Raw genomic sequence first — 19,819 nt, forward strand, 5'->3', positions numbered from 1 at the left:
CTTCCCCTACTCCAACACTTTAACTTCCCCCTCCCCCTACTCTCACCCCCCGAACCCCAAAAAGCCATCCCCCCGCCGCTCCTCTCCCCACCCTTCCTGCCACTCGCTCCTGCAAGCGGCAACCAAATGGGAACAGCACCAACGAAAAAATGGCTCTTGATTACTTTATACAATTTACTATTTTTGGATCTTCACTAGATTTTTACAACACTCTATCTTTTTACCATCTACTACCTTTTCAAGACCGACAGGCTTTTCACAATCCCGCCAACAAAATTCCGCTTCCTTGTTCTTCCTTGCTTTCCCCCTACCTCCCTAATCCCTGCCCAAAACAACCACACAAAGATAGGTAGGTAACAATCCAAGCCACCTAAATCCTCTCAACCATCAAAACCGCCAACCTACGCAGCAACGCATTTACCCCGCCTGCTCGGTTCCCCCGGCCTTTTCCTCCACGCGCAGCTTGGCTTCCCCGCGCTTGAGGGCTTCGGCTTCCAAGCGGGCTTGTTCTGCTTCCTGTTCGTCCCGCATGCGGTGAGCCATGCGGCTGGAGGCGTTTGCGGCCACGGAGGCTACGAGGTCGTCGAGGAAGGTGTGGACGCGGCCCTCCTCCGATTTGGTGTCCAGTCTTTTGATGACGCCCACTTTATGTTTGTCCAAGTGACCAAAAGTGGTAACTGCGATGCTGCCGTATCCGAAGACGGAGCCTAGTGCCAATGTCTCGTCGCATCCGAACAGGCCTTCGTCCGTTGCGATGATCGATTGGAGCGGCTCGGACAACAGTCCTTTTTCCGCCAGCGTATCCAACTCAACGCCTACCAAAATGGCGTGCTGCATTTCCCTTTTTTCCAAGACGGCTTTTACGCTCTCGATGCACGGTTCTATCGTCAGGCCAGGGTGATAGGGAGCCTGCATGAGATAGACAATCTCAGCGATATCCTCCACCGTGACGCCACGTTCTGCCAGACGGTTGAGAGCAGCGTTTCTGACTTCGATGCTGTGTACTTGCTTCTTCATATAAGAGACAACCCCTTCCACAAATCGAGTGAAGTCGTTTCCTACCATAGTATCACATGGTGACAAAATTGCGACAATCTTTCGCCCAAATAATTGGTAATTCGCCCTTCCGCCGAGCCACAGCAAAATGCTTGAAGGGCAAACTAGCTCGCGACGATGCGCGGGAGCACACGAAAGCATTGGGCAGGTTATGTGCTCTCCTGTATAATAAATTTTGCGAAGAACACCCAGAAGGAGGACACTGCTGTGGCCCTTGAGGAAATCGTCTTGGACAGCCGGCTGCTCGGAACGCCGGAAAAATTGATTGTCTATACCCCGAAACGTTACTCGCCGCTTTACTCCTATCCGGTTCTTTACGTGCAGGATGGCGACGATTACTTGGCAATGGGCAGAATGGCGACCTTGCTGGATCAGATGATTGCGGACAAAGAAATCCCTGATCTGCTCGCCGTTTTTCTTCCCGTCGACAAAGCCAAACGCTTCGACCGCTACCATCCGGATGGGAAAGAGCATCTTGCCTATTCCCGTTTTCTCGCGGATGAAGTGGTCAGCTTCATTGATTCGCATTACTCCACGCATCCATTGGGCAACGGACGCACGTTGCTGGGTGAATCGCTTGGCGGCGTCGTTTCGCTGTTCACCGCGCTTGCTTACCCGCATACGTTTGGACAAGTTGCCAGCCAGTCAGGTGCTGTGGACGAGCAGTTGAACCGCCGGATCGCCCAAGCTGATCTCACCGTGTCCCAAACGTTCTACCTGGAGATTGGGACAGAAGAAACAGCCGTGAACTCTTCTCGCGGCGTCTTGAACCTGTACGCAGCCAACGAGGAGCTGCGGGCGATTTTGCAAACGAAAAAAGCCACCCTCTATTACGAAACATTCGAGGGTGACCATACATGGGGCCACTGGCAGAAAAATTTACCGCGCATGTTACGGACGCTTTACGGGTAAACTTACCGTGGCTGTTCTTCCTTAGGACCTTCATCTTTTAAAGGCGAGACGAGTGCTTCTTCGAACTCTCCTTTGCGGATCGCTGTCAAAATGGTGAAGGTCAGGACGGACAACAAAAGCAGGACGAGAAAAATGAATGTAATCATCATGGCCGTGTACATGCAGCGCGGCACCTCCTTGCACTACACAGTGTTTCCTGACGCGGCTGGAATATACGGATCGGCGCATAACATTACACAAATGAAGAATTTTCTGTTAAAATAGTTTCTTGTAGAGCATGATAGATAGTAAGGAGGAGTGGTTCTTATGTTGTACAGTATCGTAGTCTTTCCATCCAGCAAGGTGCAGGAAGTAGCCAACTCTTACCGGAAGCGTTATGACCCGGCATACGCATTGGTCCCTCCATATATCCGCTTGAAAGAAGCTTTTGACCTCGATGAAGCCAAGCTGCCAGAACTGGTGAGCCATCTGGAGCAGGTTGCCTTTTCTTCGGAGAGCTTTACAGCGCACTTCCATCGGGTATCTTCTTTCCATCCTACAACAAACGTGATCTACCTGGCTGTGCAAAACAAAGAGCCTTTTACCGCACTGCACGAGCAAATCGTGAACAAGTGTGTTTCGGAAAAGGAAACGTATGCGTACGTTCCGCATCTGACCATCGGGCGCGATCTGTCCGACGATGAGCTGCGTGATGTAACCGGACAATTGAGCATGGCCAAAATCGATTTGACCAGCGAGATCGATCGCTTCCACCTGATTTATCAACTGGAAGACGGAATCTGGAGCGTTTACCAGACATTCCTCTTGAACAAATAAAGCATTTCTCTTCCCCTCCTCGCGAGCCTGACTTGCCGGGAGGGATCTTTTTACTGCCACCAGAAAAGGACGTGTCCCCACAGTGAAACAACAATCTTATGCGATTCAAAAAGTAAGCTCGGAAAAAGAAATGCAAGATGCGCTCACAGTGCGCAAAGCAGTGTTCATCGACGAGCAACAGGTTCCTGCCGAGCTGGAAATCGATGAGCATGACGAGCAGGGCAGCGGCACGGTGCACTTCGTCGCTTACAACGAACAGGAACCAGTCGGAGCGAGCCGCTTGCGTCCGTACACGCCTGGCGTTGGAAAAGTCGAGCGCGTCGCTGTGCTGCAAAGCGAACGCGGAACCGGACTTGGCCGCCAGATCATGCTCGTGATGGAAGACGCGGCGAAAGAACTCGGCTTCGACAGCCTCAAACTAAACGCCCAGACGCACGCGCAGCGTTTTTACGAAAAGCTCGGTTACGAGCCGCACGGAGACGTTTTTGATGAAGCGGGCATTGAGCATATCGCGATGGTCAAAGCTTTGCGATAGATGCGTTGTCCCAGGCATCATAGACGTTCCTTGCGCTACATAAACCACTGGCAGGTCGCCTTCTTAGCAACCTGAGCTTTTCTTTTGCCCTCCCCTCTTTGTCAAAGCAGGCGGAGGGCGTTTTGCTCTTGACGACTTTTGCCATCTGAATTAGGATGGAAGCAAAACATACGCAACCGTATTTTTAGAGGTGAAGCATGCAATATACGCGAGAAGATTGGGTTCGCGCAGGGCTGAATACGTTGGCGGAGGCGGGAGTGGAAGCTGTGCGCGTGGAAGCCATTGCGCGGAAGTTGTCCATTAGCAAAGGGAGCTTCTACCACCATTTTGCCGACCGCCAAGATTTGCTGCACGCCATGATCGACTACTGGGAGCTGCACGCCACGGAGCGGATCATTTCTGCGCCGGAAGCCGAGCAGGCTACGTTGGAGCAGCTCTTGTCGTTCGTGTTTGCAACCGAGCGCAAGACGGAAGCAGCGATGTACGCCTGGGCCAAGCAAAACCCGGAGCTGGGCAAGCGCGTTGCCGGGATTGAAAAACGCAGAATCGGCTACGTAGCTGCCTTGTATGCCAAAAAAGGACTCTCCCCGGACGAAGCAAATGCCCGCGCTCACCTCGCTTACCTCGTCTACATCGGTTGGCTGGTGCGCGGGGAGCTGGACGAGCCGTTTGACATCGCTGCGCCGTTGCAGCATTTTTTGAACTGGACAACGTGAAAGCTTGCCTTGCTGTGGAGACTTCGTAGAGGTAGGGCTGTGCATGATGATGAGCCATATGGTTTCCATCTGGCAACATAAGAGCATTTCTTTCTGCGTGAACTTCCTCGTGCCGGGCACGATGATGTACCGTACAGCTTCATCTGACAACATGAAAGCATCCTTTCTTTCTGCGGAACTTCCTCATGCTGGGTACGATGATGTACCGTACAGCTTCATCTGACAACATGAAAGCATCTTTTCTTTCTGCGGAACTTCCTCGATCTAGGCACGATGATGACCATATGGCTCCATCTGACGACCTGAGAAAGTCCCTATCTGCGGCGAACTTCCTCATGCTGGGCACGGTGATGTACCGTACAGCTTCATCTGACACATGAAAGCCTCCTTTCTGCGGAACTTCCTCGATCTAGGCACGATGATGACCATATGACTCCATCTGACAACATGAAAACATCCTTGCTGCGCGAACTTCTTCATGCCGGGTACGATGATGTATCATATGGCTCTATCCGACGACCTGAGAACGTCCCTTTCTGCCCCCTCCCTGCACTGGGGGATTCTCGCGCCCGAAACATACGCTTGCGTATCTTTTGCAAAAAAACGCCCACGAAGCTTTCACCAAGGAGGCACTCGCATGACCACATTCGTCGTCTTATCTACTGCGATTATCCTGGCCGTTCTGTCATTGTTGCATGTGTACTGGGCATTCGGCGGCCGCTGGGGACGGACTGCCGCCATCCCCGTTACTGCGCACGATTCCCGCCCGCTATTTCGTCCCGGAAAGATCGGGACGCTCATAGTCGCTGGCCTGCTGCTTTTCGCCGACTATTTGCTACTCACACAAAGCGGTTATCTTGCGCCGCTGATTGCGCCCGCCTTGATTCAATGGGGCTGCATCTTCGGTACTGCCGTTTTTTTCTTGCGTGCTGTCGGCGACTTTCGTTACGTGGGCTTCTTTAAAAAAGTCCGGCACACCGTCTTCGGCCGCCAAGACACCAGATTGTTCACTCCGCTCTGCCTGTGGCTCGGAATGGCGTTTTTGCTGACGGTTCTGTAATCCGCCAGTCACGGTAGTTGCCGACATTTCCCAGGCACAAGGCAATATGTAATTTGCCAGACAAAAAAGCCCCTTCATCCGGTTCAGCCAATCGTCTGACGGATAAGGGGCTACTTTTCTACTTTTCTGTTCCAACAGGCAAGGGGGCTACTGCGTTATTACTTTTTGCTCCAACAGACAAGACAAGCCCCTGCGTTCTTACTTTTCGCTCCAACAGACAAGCCAAGCCCCTGCGTTCTTACTTTTCGCTCCAACAGACAAGCCAAGCCCCTGCGTTCTTACTTTTCGCTCCAACAGACAGGCTAAGCCCCTGCGTTATTACTTTTTACCCCAACAGACAGGCTAAGCCCCTGCGTTCTTACTTTTTGCTCCAACAGACAGGCTAAGCCCCTGCGTTATTACTTTTTGCTCCAACAGACAGGCTAAGCCACTACGTTATTACTTTTTACCCCACCAGCACAGGCTAGACTGCTGCGTTCTTACTTTCTACTCCAACAAGCAGACCAAGCCCTTGCATTATTACTTTTTACTCCGACAGACAGGCCAAGCCCCTGCGTTACTACCTTTCACTCCAACAGGCAGACTAAACTACTGCGTTATTACCTTTCACTCCAACATATAAACCCATCTGCTCCAGTTACCCCTTCCGCCTCCGAGCAATCTCACGCAACTGCTCTACCGCCTCTGTCGGCGCCGTGTGCGAGCCGAGCATGGCGTGAAAAGGCTCCTCGCCGCGCCAGCCATGAAAGTCGGAACCGCCTGTTACGACGAGGCCGTGCTCTTGTGCCCACTTGCTGTAGCGCAGCTTTTGCAGCTCATCGTTGTCCGGATGGTTGACTTCGATGCCGTCCAGCCCGAAGACGATCAGCTCGCGCACAAGCTCGTCATCGTCATACAAGCCTGGATGCGCCAGCACGGCCGCGCCGCCCGCCTCCTTGATCAGCGTGATCGCCTCCTGGGGCGAGATGCGCGGAGGATTGACGTAAGCGGCTCCCCCTTTGCCCAAATACTTGTCAAACGCCTCTTCGATTGTGGCCACGACGCCCAGCTCGATCAGCTCTTCGGCAATATGCGGGCGACCGATGTTTTTATCTGTGCCTTGCTTGCGGCGGTAGACGTTTTCCAGCGTAATCGGAATGCCTAGCTCCTGCAGGCGGGCAATCAGCAACTCGTTGCGCTGGTGGCGCGTTTCTCGCAAGCCCACAAGTCGCTCTTGAAACGCCTGATCCTCATACGGAACAAAATAGCCTAACACGTGAATGTCTTGCCCGTTTCCTACCGAGCTTACTTCCACGCCCGGAATGATTTCCACCCCGAGCCTCGCTCCCGCTTCGATCGCTTCTGCCACGCCCGCCACTGTATCGTGGTCGGTAATCGCCAGAGCGGCAAGTCCCGCTTCTTTCGCCAGGCGCACGTTTTCCGCAGGTTCGCAAGTCCCGTCCGATGCCTTCGTATGCGTATGTAAGTCTGCTTGCAACAGCATATTTTCTCCACTCCTTCTTTTCTTTTTCTTCAAGTCTGAAATCTGCCCACCGCACATAGGATGGTAGCAAACCCGAATTTCTCACAGGTTGAGCCGAGGAGGATGTCCATGCGGTTAAAAAACAAGACCCTGACCGGTGTCGTGCAGCCACTCTCCTATGTCGACAAAATGCTCAGACAGCAGGGGTTTCACCGATCAGGCGGGGACGGCATGCCCACGTACGATGTCGTCATGTACGATTCTGCCAGCAGCAGCACGTATTTCCTGCGCATTCCCACCAATTTTACCACCTCGTCCACTGGAAAAGGCGAGATGACAGTCAAGCTGGGCCATCCGTATCTGGAAGCAAAATTTTATATGAACACCTCTGAAGAGATTTTTTTCATCCCCAAATCCGTTCGGGAAGCAGCCGAGCATAAATTGGCCGAAATTGCCGATTATCTCTCTTCTTCGTCTGGTCCATCCTGAACCGTGCTCCACAGCCATCTGTTGGCACCAAACCGATAGGTCACTCTCTTTTCTTTTACCAGTCCGACGAGATAGCCCATGAAAGCCGTCCGAAACAAGGCGTAGCTTCCGGCGTTCTCTATGGAAATGTGCAAGCGTTCACACAGGAGGGCGAGAGCGTCTTCTACTCCGCGCTCCTCTCTTAAAATGTCTTCGATGACAGCGTAGATCCGTTCATGCCATTCCATATTTTTGTGCACCGCACCTTGAGAGGAGGTGGTGTACGCTCCGTGACCTGGCAAATATCCTGTGCATGTGGTCGCAAGGAGCTTGTGCAAACTGTTCATCGTCTCATGCGCATCCACAAGAAACGGCAATTTGTGCTTTTCCAATACTTCCTCACCCAAATAGCTGTCGGCTGCAAAGCATATGTCGTCGCAGATCAGACCGACCTGCTGATAGCTGTGCCCCGGCAGAGAAAGGATCGTAAAAGGCACACCGTCGATTGCAATCGTTCCTTCTAATGGAAGGAGGTGGTCCACCCGGGAAGCTTGCGCCAGCAAAAACTTGTTTTTCAAATCGGCAAGAGGTTCTGCCCCCATGTTCAAGTAGATGGGTTCCAGAATCGGATAGCGAATGATCGCTTCTTCCAGCGGTGGTGCGTATACTTTGGTTTCGGGCCAGCATCCGAGCAGGTAGGCGTTTCCTCCGAAGTGGTCGGCATGAGCGTGTGTTTGAATGATCGCGCACAAGGGCTGGGCTATCGCGTCCAGCCCTTTTTTGATTTTCTTCGCCGTTTGCGCCTCCAGCCCGGAATCAATCAGGATGGCCCCGCTCTCCCCTATCACCAACCCGATGTTTACGTGACCGGGAAAATAGCCGATCCGCTCCGTAATCATTTGCGGTGTATGTGTAGACACAATGTTCGCCCCTCATTTCATCCTTTTCCTATTTATTTTCTCCAAAAACTTTGCTTCCCCTGCCCTGGTTCTTCCGGTTTGTTTTGCGCGTACAGATGCGAGCTGTTGTCTTTTCCTGTAAAAAACCGGCAAGACAGGAAAGGCTCGCAACCGTTCTTTGCTCCGCTCTGCGCGCAAAGTGTGCAGCGGGCCAACGATGGTATAGGGCGGATGCGGACGCCCGATCCCGCTGAACATGTGTGTCGTGGCTGCGACGGCGACGATTGTCAGCAGCGAAAAGGCGGTGCGCACAAGCCCGATCGTATGCAGCGAGCAGGCCACGATCAGACCGTCAATCACCAGGATCAGCAAAGCCACGGGCAGGCGAAAGCGCCGGGCCAAAAATTGCGCTACCAGATCCGTTCCTCCGGTATTCGTTTCGAAGGCGAGCATCAAGCCTACTCCCATGCCGATCAGCAAGCCCCCCGTTACAGACGAAATCGCCGTAGACCAACTGTTGAAATCGCGCAAATCGGACAGGACATCGATCAAAAAGGCTGAGATCAGCATCCCGTGAAAACTGTGAAAAAACAGCCGACGATCGTAAAAAAACACGATGACATACACCGGAATACTGACGACAATCATGATTATCCCGGGCGGCCACTGCATGTAATACGTCGCCAACAGCCCGATCCCGATCATCCCTCCGTCCATGAGGCGGTGCGGCACCAAAAACAGATTGACGCCAATGGCAACCAGGACACTCCCCATGACGATCGCCACGCTTTTTTGCAGCCAGTACACACGCCTCCCCTCCCTCGGACAACTGCTCGTTTATGTGTATGAATCGAGGGATTCCCGTATGTCCGGACAATGTGCAAAATGCGCCCGGGCAAATCGGAACGTTTTGACTCTTCGGTTGACCTATTGGTATACTTACCTGTAACAAGGAAGTTACGAATGTTTATTCCTTTTGGTTCGTACATTTAAAATACAATTAGCGTAACGGAGGTGAATTCTCCACCTTTCGCACCGCGGAAGGCTGGAGGTGCGCTTGGAGAGTCCGATAGGGGAGATTACGCTGAATCTGCTGCTCGTGGTGTTTTTGGTCCTTTTGAACGGCTTCTTCGTCGCAGCAGAATTCTCGCTGGTTAAAGTTCGCCAAACTCGTTTGGCCCAGCTCGTCAGTGAAGGCAACAACAAGCGTGCCCACTACGCGCAAAAGGTCACCCGGGAGCTCGACGCCTATTTGTCTGCCTGCCAGCTCGGCATCACGCTGGCATCGCTTGGATTAGGCTGGGTTGGTGAGCCTGCAATCGCCCATTACGTCGAACCCATGATGGCATACTTTCAATTCCCGCCGTATATGGTAGGCCCTGTTTCTCTTGCCATCGCGTTTGCTATCATTACGTTTTTGCACATCGTTTTCGGAGAGCTTGCACCCAAATCGCTCGCGATTCAAAAAGCGGAAGCGACTTCGCTCTGGACTGCTGCTCCGCTCATGTTTTTCTACAAGCTCAGCTACCCGCTCATCTGGTTTTTGAACGGGGCGGCCAACCTCTTCATCCGCCGCTTGGGCATCGAGCCTGCTACGGAGAGCGACCCGGCCCACACGGAGGAAGAAATACGCTTGCTGGTCAATCAGAGCCATAAGAGCGGCCACATCGACCAGACAGAAATGGCCCTGGTGGACAACGTCTTTGATTTTTCCGAACGACTTGCCCGGGAAATTATGATCCCGCGCATCGACATGATTTGCTTGTACGATGACAACACGTTTGACGAAAATTTGCAAATCATCCGGGAATCCCGCCACTCACGCTTCCCTGTCGCCCATGAAGACAAAGACAGGCTGATTGGCTTCGTGCACACTTCCGACTTTTTCCTGTCGGCGCTGACAACCGGGAAAGCCGAGTTAAACGATTTCCTTCGTCCCCTGCTTACGGTGCCAGAGTCCATGGAAATCAGCCACGTGCTGCGGCTCATGCAAAAGCGCCGCTCGCAAATCGCGATCGTCATCGACGAGTATGGCGGCACAGCAGGGATTTTGACCATGGAAGACATCCTGGAGGAAATTGTCGGCGACATTCAGGATGAATTTGACGAAAATGAACGGCCTGAAATTGAAGAAAGTGCGAGCAATGCCCTCTCGGTTTCCGGAAAAACACTCTTGAGCGAGTTGAACGATTTTCTGACGATCGAGATCGTCTCCGATGAGGTCGATACGATTGCCGGCTGGCTCTACAGCCAACTGAACGAAGAAGTGGCATCAGGCAAAGCCGTTATGTACGAAGGCTACCTGTTTACAATTAGCGAGTTGGAAAATCACCGGATCACACGCGTGGCGATCACCCATCTGGATGAGGAAGAATCGGCCGCACTTCCGGAGGACACGATTTTGCTGCACGCCCAGTCATAGCGAACACCATTTGGCAAGTGTCCCCTTCAAGCCAGGGGGCATTTCTTGTTTCCACAGTCAGACCGTTGACAAAGAAGCTGTTTTTTCGAGGTGCCTACATGAACTATGCGTTACTAGACAACAAACCCATCCTGTTGCAGCCTGACACTTACAACCGCATACCGTTTTGGCGCATGGCAGCCCGACAGGACAAGGTTCGCTGTCCGGCCTGCGGCTCCCCGTTGCGCCTGGTTGCGGGCATCAGCTTTGAGCCTTATTTCGCGCATTCGCTGGAAACGGACTGTCCGCTTTTGCCGCAAAACAGTCCTGCCACTTTTGAGTGGCTGCAAGCGTTGGACGAGACGGCCGCGGCTGCGCTCCACCCCATCGTCACTGGCACCGCTGCTGTCGCCAGCACTGACGCAGCTGTAGAGCATACGCCAGCAGATGCAGATGGTACAAGCTCTGCAACTGGCGCACCAGCTGACGATTCGCTCGGCCGCGCGACGGAAAAAGCATCCGGCGAAGACGATCGCACGGAAACGGAAACAGACACCACAACGATCGGTTCCTTTCGCCTCCCGAAAAAACGGACGATTGGCAGCAGCGTCACACCAGCTCCGCCTCCGCCAAAGCCCCCGGTCTTTCGCAAGCGCTTCATGCCGAAAAAGACGATCGCGCACTTGGCGGAGCAACAGCTTGACCAACCGCTCCACCCTACGCAGCAGCAGGCTGTGCATGCGACAGATGGGCCGCTTTTGATTCTCGCCGGAGCCGGCAGCGGCAAGACCCGCGTGATGACAGCGCGCACCGCCCACCTGATCAAAGATCTCGGTGTGGAGCCAAACCGGATCATGGTCGTGACCTTTACCACGAAAGCCGCGGAAGAAATCCGTCTGCGCATTGCCAGACAGCTTCCGTCCGGTCAAGCCCGCGAGCTGATTGCCGGAACGTTTCACAGTATTTTTTACCGCATGCTCTTGCACCATCAGCCGCACAATTGGGATCAGCAGCGGCTTTTGAAAAAAGACTGGCAAAAGTGGCGGCTCCTGCGCGAAACCGGGTCGCTGCTCGGACACGACGAGCTGGCTGCCTTAAAAGAAACTGACATCACCGAAGCGCTCGGCATCGTCAGCCGCTGGAAAAACGAATACATCCTCCCGCGTGAGGTTGCCTACCGTGAACTGGCGACCGATGCGGAAAAGCGGGCGGCGCAGCTGTATCCGCTCTACGAGGAAGCGAAGAAAAAGCACCAATGGTTTGATTTCGACGACATGCTGCTCGGCTGCTACGAGCTTTTGCGCGACAATCAAAACTTGCTGCAGCGCTACCAGGAGCGGATTACCCACGTCATGATCGACGAGTTTCAAGATATTAACCGCATCCAGTACGAGACGGTCAAGCTGCTGTGCGCACCGCAAAACAACCTGTGCGTCATTGGCGATGACGATCAGTCGATCTACGGCTTTCGCGGCAGTGATCCCCAGTACATATTGGGCTTCACCAAAGATTTTCCCCAAGCCTCTACGATTACACTGGAAGTGAACTACCGCTCTCACTCTTCCATCGTCAGTCTCGGCTATTCGCTCATCGGCCACAATCGCGCCCGCTGGGACAAGGCGTGCCGTTCGTTCCACCGCGAGGAAGGCGACACGTTTTTGTTTGAACCGGACGACGAAGAAGAGCAGGCATCCCGGATCGTGGATGAAATCATCCATCGGCGCGAGCAAGGAACGGCTTTAGGCGAATGCGCCATCCTCTACCGGACAAACGAGTCGACGCGCCCGCTTTTGGAGCGGTTGAGCGAGGCGGGCATCCCGTTTCACTACACCCAGGAGGAAGAGTCGTTTTACCAGCGTCAGACGGTTCGCTGGACTTTGCACTACTTGCGGCTGGCGCTCAATCCGGACGACACGGATGCGCTCAGGGAAATCTTGCCGACGCTGTACATTTCCGGCGAAACATGGAATGCCGTGCGCAGCCAATCCATTTTGGAGGACAAGCCCGTTTTGCATATCCTCCCGCACCTGACACAGCTCAAACCGTACCAGCGCAAGCATATGCAAGTGATCAACGACATTCTCGCCGCGTGCAAGGATTGCCCTCCTGCCCAGGCGCTGGAACTGATTTACGAAGACGGAAAGCTGCGCGACTACTTGAAAAAGCGGGCCCGTGACCGGGAAGATGGCCGGGAACGCTGGAGCGACGAGCTGCAGCAAATTCTCGCCGCCGCCAAGCGGCACGCCACGATCGGCGACTTTTTGGCTTACATCGAGCAGATGACGCGACAAGAAAAAGAGTGGCGCAATATGCGGCCACTCCCGGGCGAAGCTGTTCACGTATTAAGCATTCATCGGGCAAAAGGGCTGGAGTACGACCATGTCTTCCTGCCAGACCTGGTGGAAGGCGCTCTCCCTCACGAGTACACGCTGGATGAACTGCGCAAAGGGCAGACGACCGCCATCGAAGAAGAACGCCGTCTCCTATACGTTGCGATTACCCGTGCCCGGCGCAGTTTGTGTATCGGTATCCCCCGGGAGCGCTTCGGCCGGAAGACCCGCCCCTCCCGCTTCGTCTCCGAAATGGGCAGGTAAATACTGAAAGCCGCCGCCCATGTAAATCAAAAATTCTTCCATGTTTGTAATCAACGGAAACATAAAAAGGCTCCCTTCGTCGCATTTTTGTATAGTATGCGAGCGGAGGGAGCCTGTTATTCGTTTAGCCGCCGATGATGCTGTAGCCAGCGTCTACGTGCAAAATTTCGCCGGTGATGCCGCGGGAGAGATTGCTGAACAAGAAGAGGGCCGTGTCGCCTACCTCTGTCTGGTCAATCGTGCGACGCAGCGGAGCTTTTTCTTCGATTTCTTTCAGGACCGCATTGAAATTGCGGATGCCTTTTGCCGCCAGCGTACGGATCGGGCCAGCAGAAATCGCGTTCACGCGGATGTTCTCTTTGCCGAGGTCGTTCGCGAGGTAGCGTACAGATGCGTCCAGCGCCGCTTTTGCCACGCCCATGACGTTGTAGTTTTGCACCACGCGCTCGCCACCCAGGTAAGTCATGGTCACGATGCTTCCGCCTTCTGTCATCAGCGGACGAGCAGCACGCGCTACCGCTACCAGCGAGAACGCGCTGATATCCTGTGCCAATGCGTATCCGTCACGGGAAGTGTTGACGAATTCGCCTTCCAGCTCCTCTGTTTTGGCAAACGCGATGCAGTGTGCCAAGCCGTGAATGACGCCCACTTTTTCCCGGATCGTCGCGAATGCTGCTTCCACTTCTTCGTCCTTGGTCACGTCGCAGTTCACCAGCAAAGATTCCTTGCCCAATTTGGCAGACAGCTCTGCTACGTTTTCGCGCAGGCGATCTCCCTGATAGGTGAAAATCAGGTTCGCTCCCGCGTTGTGCAAAGATTGGGCAATGCCCCAAGCGATGCTGCGGTGGTTCGCTACACCCATGATTACGATATTTTTGCCTTGCAACAGTGTATTCATTATGTATTCGCCCCTTCCCAAGCTATTCCCCGCCATTATAACCGATCTTGTCCTTCGTTACGAGAGGGGCGCGTGAAAAGAGCAGGAAACGCTTCGTTTCGACATCGGCTTCATCGGCTTTGGCGAACTACTCGGTCGCCGCCGAAGACTCGCTCGGGGTGGGAACGAACGTCCCCCACGCTTCGTCAAAAGGATTCAGGGAAGTTCCCATGACCGGGAACTCGCTCGCCGCCTGCGCGGTTTCGTCGACTTGATTACGATTTTGTTCATTCATGCTCACCAAGGCTCCTTTGCGTCAATCTGTCATGCCATTCTGTTCATTAGGCTGGCAAGGAGCGCCCTGGTTTATGCATGAAGATGATTCGCGTGCAAGTAAGCAGACAACACCAGATAGACCAGGACGGAACCAAAAAAGTAGACGCCGTATTCCGCCCGCCTCGCCTGCACAATGTATGGCACCAGATGACTGGCCGACACGTACAGGAAAATTCCCGTGGTCATCGCAAGCATCACATCCGACCAGTTCGGCGGAAAAAGACGCTCGGCAACTCCGAAGCTGCAAGCTCCGACAATCGTGGCAATCCCCAGGGAGGTCGCGGCCCAGAGCGCTTTTTTCCGCGAGTTTGTAGCCGCGAGCATCAGGGAAGCGACCGTGACCCCGTCCGGTATTTTGTGCAGCAGCATAGCCAAAAGGACGGACATGCCTACCTCCGAATCCACCGTCAAGCTTGCCACAAGCGACATGCCTTCGACAAAGGCGTGCAGCAAAAATCCGCTTACGACACCGATGATGCTTGACGAACCGATTTCTCCTCCGGCTTTCCCGAGCAATTCCAGGGCAAACATCGCCGCAAAACCGACGAGCACAAACGGCATCATCCGCATATTCGCGCCCTGGAGCACATGCGGCATCAAGTCCAGAAACGTAATCGCCAAAAGCAGGCCCGCTCCGGCGCTGATCATGGCGAACAATGCCTTTTGCGACCAGACGCGCAGACAAAGCAACAGTCCGCCCACGCAGCTTGCCAGCGCGGCCGCAAGCAAAACTACCCAAAAGACAGGTTGCATCATCCAGTCCTCTCCTCATCCCGCATGAGTATGGGACGTGTATTCCCTCCATATGTACGCGCCTGTCCGGGCCATTATGAGTGGAAGCAGCCATTTCGTCCTGCTCGCGAATCTGTGACAAAAAACAACGGTCTGTCCAAATCAGACGAAATGCCACTACTTTTTAGAACCTTTGTCGATTCTCTCTTACCCGGAAAAAAATGGTGCTATAATGAGTCCACCGGGAATACCCAGGGGAAAAAGGAGTGATTCGGGATGGATGTACAAGTTTGGATGGCTTCGAAAGAGGTAGCTGATCGCCTTGACGTGCACGTTCGTACGCTGCGCAACTGGCTGGACTTGTTCGTACCTGTCAAGGAACGTCTGAAAAATCCGCAGGGTCACTATTTGATCAGTGAGGCAGGCTTCGCCCTGCTGCGAGAAGTAAAAGAGCGCAAGGATAGCGGAAACAGCTCCCTGAAAGAAATTCAGCGACAGCTCATAGATGAAGGGCGTTTGTCGGAAGAAATGCTGGCAGTCGAGGAGTGCGCCAGCGCGGAAGAAACGGCTGTAGCTTTCAGTGCGGGCACCCAGGTGGAGTCCGGCATGCGGGAAATGGAGCTTGCCGTCCACGAGACGCTGGTGAAGTTTCAGCAGGAACTGACGCAGCTGTCGTCTTTGAACAGCATGCAATCGACCATTTTGCAAAAGATCGCGGATATCGAGGAAATGCAGGAATCATTGCGCCTGGAGATGCGCCGCGTCACATTTGAAATGGATTTGATGCAGCAGCGCCTGACTCGTCGCAAGGAGCGCTACGCCCGTCACGAGCCGCGCTGGTCGTTGAATCCGTTCCGCTGGTTTACCCGCTCCGACCGCGCCGCCGAGCAGTAACAAGTGGAAAAAAACGACAATTTGGCGAAGTGACAGGAAGCGGTAGTGTCCCGGTCTTTCCATATGATAGAATTAGACTATACGATGTGACTGAAAATCAGGACTATTTACATTCTATCGACAAAGGACTGGGGCTTTCGTTGTGAGAAAATTGCATATTACTTCAGTAAAGCCGGGAGATATCATTGCCAAAAGCATTTTTCAGGAAAACGGAAACGTCCTCTTAGGTCTGGGTGTACAACTGACTGAACGCTACATTGAACGTCTCAAACAATTGGGGATTGATACGCTCTACATTCAGGACAAGCGCACCGAAGACATCATACCCGAAGACACGATCCGCGACGAGACGCGCAAAGAAGCCGTCGATACCGTCTACAAAACAATGACGACGCTGATGGATCAGCCGCAGATCAAGCGCCGCACGTCCCTTCCTGATTTCGGGAGCACCTTTCAAAAGGTGTTCCGGGAAATTATGCAGGACTTGAGCAGCCGCAAAGACGTTTTGGTCAATTTGTCCAATCTTCATGTCATGGACGGCTATTTTTTTCACCACGCCGTCAACGTTGCTGTGCTCGCAGGAGTCGTCGGTCTGGCCAAAGGCTACAACCAGCAGCAAATGATGGAGCTGGGGATTGGCGCTCTGCTGTTCGACATCGGAATGACGCAGGTGCCAAAGGAACTGTGGAGCTTGCGCAAGGAACTGACCGTCGAAGAACGGCAGCGCCTGCAATACCACACGGAAGACGGCTTCAACATTTTGCGCAGCCAGCACAATATTTCTGTCGTATCCGCGCACTGTGCGCTGCAACACCACGAGCGCTACAACGGGACAGGCTACCCCCGTCAGCTCTGTGAAAAAAACATCCACGAATACGCGCGGATTGTCGCGATCGCGGATGTGTACGATGCGCTGATCTCCCCGCGTCCTTTTCGCAAAAGCTACTCGCCGAGCGATGCGACCGAGTATTTGTTTGCTTCGGGGAACACGTATTTTGACCTCGACCTGCTCAAATTGTTCTTGCAGCATGTCGCGATTTTTCCGATCTCCTCTACCGTCTTGCTCAGTTCCGGGCATACAGGGGTCGTCTCGCGGGTCAATCCGCTCGCGGTCAATCGGCCGATCATTCGCATCCTGACCAACGAGGACGGCTCAGAGGTCGCTTCTCCTTTTGAGATCAACCTGTACGACAAAGACTGGATGAGCGTGACCATCGTCAAAACGCTATAGATACGTTGTTATAAAAAAGCAGCCTCTTCGCTGGAAGAAGGCTGCTCTTTTCTTTTATATGGGCAACTATTCGTTCAACAGACGGAACACTTGCTCGACGTCTTTGTCGCCTCGACCCGAGAGATTGACGATCAAAATCTGCTCCCGCGAAAGCGTCGGGGCGAGCTTGAGGGCATGGGCAATTGCATGGGCGCTCTCCAGCGCTGGGATGATGCCTTCCGCCTTGGACAGCTCCTGAAAAGCTGCCAGCACCTCTTCGTTCGTCACTGTGTAGTATTCGGCTCGTCCGCTCGTTTTGAGCTGACTGTGCTCCGGGCCGATTCCCGGGTAATCCAGACCGGCTGCAATCGAGTACGTCTTCTTCGGTTCCCCTTGTTCATCGAGCAGCACCAGACATTTGAACCCGTGCAGCACTGCCGGAACCCCTTCGTTCAAAGTCGGTGCCTGATCAGGCTCGACGCCGATCAAGCGCACGGAAGGCTCGTCGATGTAATGCGCGAACGCACCGATTGCGTTGCTTCCGCCACCTACCGCAGCGATCACGGCATCAGGCAGGCGACCTTCCTTCTCCAAAATTTGGCGCTTGGATTCCTCGCTGATGATCGCCTGGAAGTGCTTGACCATCGTCGGGAATGGATGCGGCCCTACAGCGGAGCCCAACAAGTAAAACGTATTTTCGTAGTTTTCCACGAGGTCGTTCAGCGCTTCATCGACGGCGTCCTTCAGTCGGCCTTGTCCTTTGGACACCCCGATGACTTTTGCCCCCAAAAGCTCCATCCGAAACACGTTCAAGGACTGGCGCTTCATGTCCTCTGCACCCATGTAAATGATGCATTCCATGCCGAACATCGCGCAAGCTGTGGCGGTAGCTACACCGTGCTGCCCCGCGCCAGTCTCCGCGATAATGCGATGCGCGCCCATGCGCTTTGCCAACAGGATTTGCCCGATGACGTTGTTGATTTTATGTGCACCTGTATGGTTCAAATCTTCGCGTTTCAAGTAGATTTTCGCGCCGCCGAGCTTTTCTGTCAGCTGACGGGCGTAGGTCAGCGGATTTTCCCTCCCCACGTATTCTTTCAGGTAATACTTGAACTCTTCGTTAAATTCGGGATCGTCCTTGTACTTTTCAAACTGCTCCGCCAAATAATCCAGCACTTCCTGAAGCTGCGGCGGCACAAAGCTTCCGCCAAATTCGCCAAAGTATCCTTTTTTCGTCTGTTCTGTCAATGACATGCTCATCTCTCCTCAGCTAAAACTAGACTCTTCTAATTTTTTCAATCATATAAGATAGAAAGCGGATTTGTCAATGAATGTAAAGTTTATTCTGAAACTTCCTTTTCACAAAAAACGGGGAGCACAAACGCGCTGCTTCCCGCTTCATTCCTCCCGCTTGTCAACTCGCTTTTCCTTTTGAGCGCTGCCTGTACCCTAACAGCAATACCGCCAAAACCAACACCGCTTTGACCAAAAAAGCCAGCCCCGGATACGGATCGACCCAGGCCCGAACCGTTTCCTCCGTCAAAATCATATTGGCCGCGGCGAGTGCGAGCACACCCGAGCCGAAGTAGACGAGCCAAGCAAACCGCTCCATCACGCGAAGGATCAGCTGGCTGCCAAAGACCATCAGAGGGACGCTGATGAGTAGCCCGATGACAATCAGCAAAATGTTTCCCTGGGCTGCGCCCGCGATCGCAAGCACGTTGTCCAGCCCCATCATGATATCCGCGACCACGATTGTTTTCACGGCAGAAACCAGATCCTCGCTGGCATCAATGTCGTCCTGATCGTCTCCCTCGCGCAACAAATTGTAGCTGATCCACAATAAAATCGTCCCGCCAATCAAATACAAATAAGGAATTTTCAACAGGTACACAGCGAGAATCGTCGCAATTACCCGCACGATGACAGCCAACGTCGTTCCCCAAACGATCGCCTTTTTCTGCTGCTCGGCAGGCAGCCTGCGGCAAGCAATCGCGATGACGACTGCGTTGTCTCCGCTGAGGACGATGTTGATGGTGATAATCAGCAAGAGCGAAGAAAAGAAGTCAGGATCAACCAAGGATAGTTCCTCCGTTTCGGTTTACTCGGTTCTGCTACTGCCATGAACAGCTTGTCCGGGCTTGTTGTCACTCCGCGATTTCAGTATGATGGTAACGAGGAGGGTTGTCGAAATGTCGAAACAATTCGTTATTGAAGCGATTATGTTGGCTATCTACGGGGAGTTGATGGTCCCATCGCAACCGGTAGAATATCTGATACCCGCGTCGACAATCTATGAATTGGACGAATTTATCCAGAGTCCTGAGCCAATCATGCCCTACTCCGGTGACGATCAGTATGTGCGCCGGATCATGCAGGAAATGAGCCAGTTTTTTGCCGATCCATTCAATCGCAAACGACTGGAAAAAGGACTGATTGCCCCTTGGTCGAAAGTTCCTTTTGCCTTTCCGAACGGCGTTACGCTGACCGTCATCAAGGTAGAGGACAATGCCATGTGGGGAGAAATATTTGATCCTGTCGAGACGCAGCTTTTGCTGACGTCCGTACGCTTTGAAGTCCCGCTGCTCACAGACCAGCCCGATTTTCAGGATCGGATTTTGGAATATATCGTGCCTGTTCAATTTTACGATGTGGATGATTTTGATTTCGCCCTGGAGCAAGGCATTTCGCTCAACGACTTGCGCGAGCCGTAATGCGCCAAAAAACAGACGAACAGACTGACGAGCCTTTTCGCTTGTTGGTCTGTTCGTTTTCTATTATGGCTGTTTCTCCTAAGAAAAATTGCTCGCTTGGCAAACCGGGCACGAAGATGGAAAAAATGCCGCCCAAC

Annotated in this window: 21 protein-coding genes; 11 read left to right on the plus strand and 10 right to left on the minus strand. The window is 53.4% G+C overall.

What is annotated here, in order from left to right:
- Positions 1–417 precede the first annotated feature (417 nt).
- Complete coding sequence (locus HP435_RS19180; RefSeq protein ID WP_122964839.1) at positions 418–1,017, minus strand: phosphatidylglycerophosphatase A family protein; 600 nt, start codon at positions 1,015–1,017, stop codon at positions 418–420.
- Between the two features lie 246 nt (positions 1,018–1,263).
- On the opposite strand from HP435_RS19180, the gene HP435_RS19185 reads away from it, so the two are divergent.
- On the plus strand, positions 1,264–1,968 hold the full coding sequence (locus HP435_RS19185; protein WP_173597768.1) for an alpha/beta hydrolase: 705 nt from the start codon (positions 1,264–1,266) through the stop codon (positions 1,966–1,968).
- A 2-nt stretch (positions 1,969–1,970) separates the two neighbouring features.
- Here HP435_RS19185 and HP435_RS19190 read toward each other — a convergent pair whose 3' ends face one another.
- Positions 1,971–2,129 (minus strand): hypothetical protein, encoded by a 159-nt coding sequence (locus HP435_RS19190; protein ID WP_167470313.1) that lies wholly within the window; start codon positions 2,127–2,129, stop codon positions 1,971–1,973.
- Positions 2,130–2,274: 145 nt separating this feature from the next.
- On the opposite strand from HP435_RS19190, the gene HP435_RS19195 reads away from it, so the two are divergent.
- From HP435_RS19195 to HP435_RS19210, 4 genes are all read left to right on the plus strand, one after another.
- Complete coding sequence (locus HP435_RS19195) at positions 2,275–2,784, plus strand: 2'-5' RNA ligase family protein (RefSeq protein WP_173597769.1); 510 nt, start codon at positions 2,275–2,277, stop codon at positions 2,782–2,784.
- Between the two features lie 82 nt (positions 2,785–2,866).
- A complete protein-coding gene (locus HP435_RS19200; protein ID WP_122964837.1) occupies positions 2,867–3,319 on the plus strand; it encodes a GNAT family N-acetyltransferase in 453 nt (150 codons plus the stop codon).
- A 197-nt stretch (positions 3,320–3,516) separates the two neighbouring features.
- The gene (locus tag HP435_RS19205) at positions 3,517–4,035 is read left to right on the plus strand and encodes a TetR/AcrR family transcriptional regulator (RefSeq protein WP_173597770.1); all 519 of its coding nucleotides are present in this window, start codon (positions 3,517–3,519) and stop codon (positions 4,033–4,035) included.
- Positions 4,036–4,672: 637 nt separating this feature from the next.
- A complete protein-coding gene (locus tag HP435_RS19210) occupies positions 4,673–5,095 on the plus strand; it encodes a DUF3995 domain-containing protein (protein WP_173597771.1) in 423 nt (140 codons plus the stop codon).
- 637 nt (positions 5,096–5,732) lie between these two features.
- Here HP435_RS19210 and HP435_RS19215 read toward each other — a convergent pair.
- Positions 5,733–6,578 (minus strand): PHP domain-containing protein, encoded by an 846-nt coding sequence (locus HP435_RS19215; RefSeq protein ID WP_173597772.1) that lies wholly within the window; start codon positions 6,576–6,578, stop codon positions 5,733–5,735.
- Positions 6,579–6,686: 108 nt separating this feature from the next.
- Between HP435_RS19215 and HP435_RS19220 the strand changes: the two genes are divergently transcribed.
- A complete protein-coding gene (locus HP435_RS19220; protein ID WP_122964833.1) occupies positions 6,687–7,046 on the plus strand; it encodes a hypothetical protein in 360 nt (119 codons plus the stop codon).
- Here the strand turns inward: HP435_RS19220 and HP435_RS19225 are convergent.
- Positions 7,016–7,924 (minus strand): MBL fold metallo-hydrolase, encoded by a 909-nt coding sequence (locus HP435_RS19225; RefSeq protein ID WP_173597807.1) that lies wholly within the window; start codon positions 7,922–7,924, stop codon positions 7,016–7,018. The two genes, HP435_RS19220 and HP435_RS19225, sit on opposite strands and share 31 nt — an antisense overlap.
- 33 nt (positions 7,925–7,957) lie before the next feature.
- Positions 7,958–8,731: a YitT family protein gene (locus tag HP435_RS19230; protein WP_173597773.1), complete on the minus strand. Its 774-nt coding sequence runs from the start codon at positions 8,729–8,731 to the stop codon at positions 7,958–7,960.
- Positions 8,732–8,975: 244 nt separating this feature from the next.
- Here HP435_RS19230 and HP435_RS19235 point away from each other — a divergent pair, with 244 nt between their 5' ends.
- The gene (locus HP435_RS19235; RefSeq protein WP_122964830.1) at positions 8,976–10,346 is read left to right on the plus strand and encodes a hemolysin family protein; all 1,371 of its coding nucleotides are present in this window, start codon (positions 8,976–8,978) and stop codon (positions 10,344–10,346) included.
- A 98-nt stretch (positions 10,347–10,444) separates the two neighbouring features.
- Positions 10,445–12,919 (plus strand): UvrD-helicase domain-containing protein, encoded by a 2,475-nt coding sequence (locus HP435_RS19240; protein WP_173599610.1) that lies wholly within the window; start codon positions 10,445–10,447, stop codon positions 12,917–12,919.
- Positions 12,920–13,043: 124 nt separating this feature from the next.
- Here HP435_RS19240 and fabI read toward each other — a convergent pair whose 3' ends face one another.
- The 3 genes from fabI to HP435_RS19255 form a co-directional block, all read right to left on the minus strand.
- Positions 13,044–13,817: an enoyl-ACP reductase FabI gene (fabI, locus tag HP435_RS19245; protein ID WP_063230109.1), complete on the minus strand. Its 774-nt coding sequence runs from the start codon at positions 13,815–13,817 to the stop codon at positions 13,044–13,046.
- A 127-nt stretch (positions 13,818–13,944) separates the two neighbouring features.
- Positions 13,945–14,091 carry a hypothetical protein gene (locus HP435_RS19250; protein WP_167470312.1) on the minus strand — a complete coding sequence of 49 codons (147 nt, stop codon included), beginning with the start codon at positions 14,089–14,091 and terminating at the stop codon, positions 13,945–13,947.
- Between the two features lie 71 nt (positions 14,092–14,162).
- On the minus strand, positions 14,163–14,888 hold the full coding sequence (locus HP435_RS19255; protein ID WP_173599609.1) for a ZIP family metal transporter: 726 nt from the start codon (positions 14,886–14,888) through the stop codon (positions 14,163–14,165).
- Between the two features lie 252 nt (positions 14,889–15,140).
- Between HP435_RS19255 and HP435_RS19260 the strand changes: the two genes are divergently transcribed.
- Both HP435_RS19260 and HP435_RS19265 read left to right on the plus strand, forming a co-directional pair.
- Complete coding sequence (locus tag HP435_RS19260; RefSeq protein ID WP_122964828.1) at positions 15,141–15,758, plus strand: MerR family transcriptional regulator; 618 nt, start codon at positions 15,141–15,143, stop codon at positions 15,756–15,758.
- Between the two features lie 142 nt (positions 15,759–15,900).
- Positions 15,901–16,989 (plus strand): HD-GYP domain-containing protein, encoded by a 1,089-nt coding sequence (locus HP435_RS19265; RefSeq protein ID WP_173597778.1) that lies wholly within the window; start codon positions 15,901–15,903, stop codon positions 16,987–16,989.
- Positions 16,990–17,055: 66 nt separating this feature from the next.
- Here the strand turns inward: HP435_RS19265 and trpB are convergent, their stop codons facing one another.
- Entirely contained in the window at positions 17,056–18,222 is a 1,167-nt protein-coding gene (gene trpB, locus HP435_RS19270; protein WP_063230105.1) for a tryptophan synthase subunit beta, read from the minus strand.
- Positions 18,223–18,382: 160 nt separating this feature from the next.
- The gene (locus HP435_RS19275; RefSeq protein WP_122964825.1) at positions 18,383–19,048 is read right to left on the minus strand and encodes a TerC family protein; all 666 of its coding nucleotides are present in this window, start codon (positions 19,046–19,048) and stop codon (positions 18,383–18,385) included.
- Positions 19,049–19,160: 112 nt separating this feature from the next.
- Here HP435_RS19275 and HP435_RS19280 point away from each other — a divergent pair, with 112 nt between their 5' ends.
- Complete coding sequence (locus HP435_RS19280; RefSeq protein WP_122964824.1) at positions 19,161–19,682, plus strand: ADP-heptose synthase; 522 nt, start codon at positions 19,161–19,163, stop codon at positions 19,680–19,682.
- Positions 19,683–19,819 lie beyond the last annotated feature (137 nt).

Source organism: Brevibacillus sp. HD3.3A, from assembly GCF_013284375.2.
GTDB classification, from domain to species: Bacteria; Bacillota; Bacilli; order Brevibacillales; family Brevibacillaceae; genus Brevibacillus; species Brevibacillus parabrevis.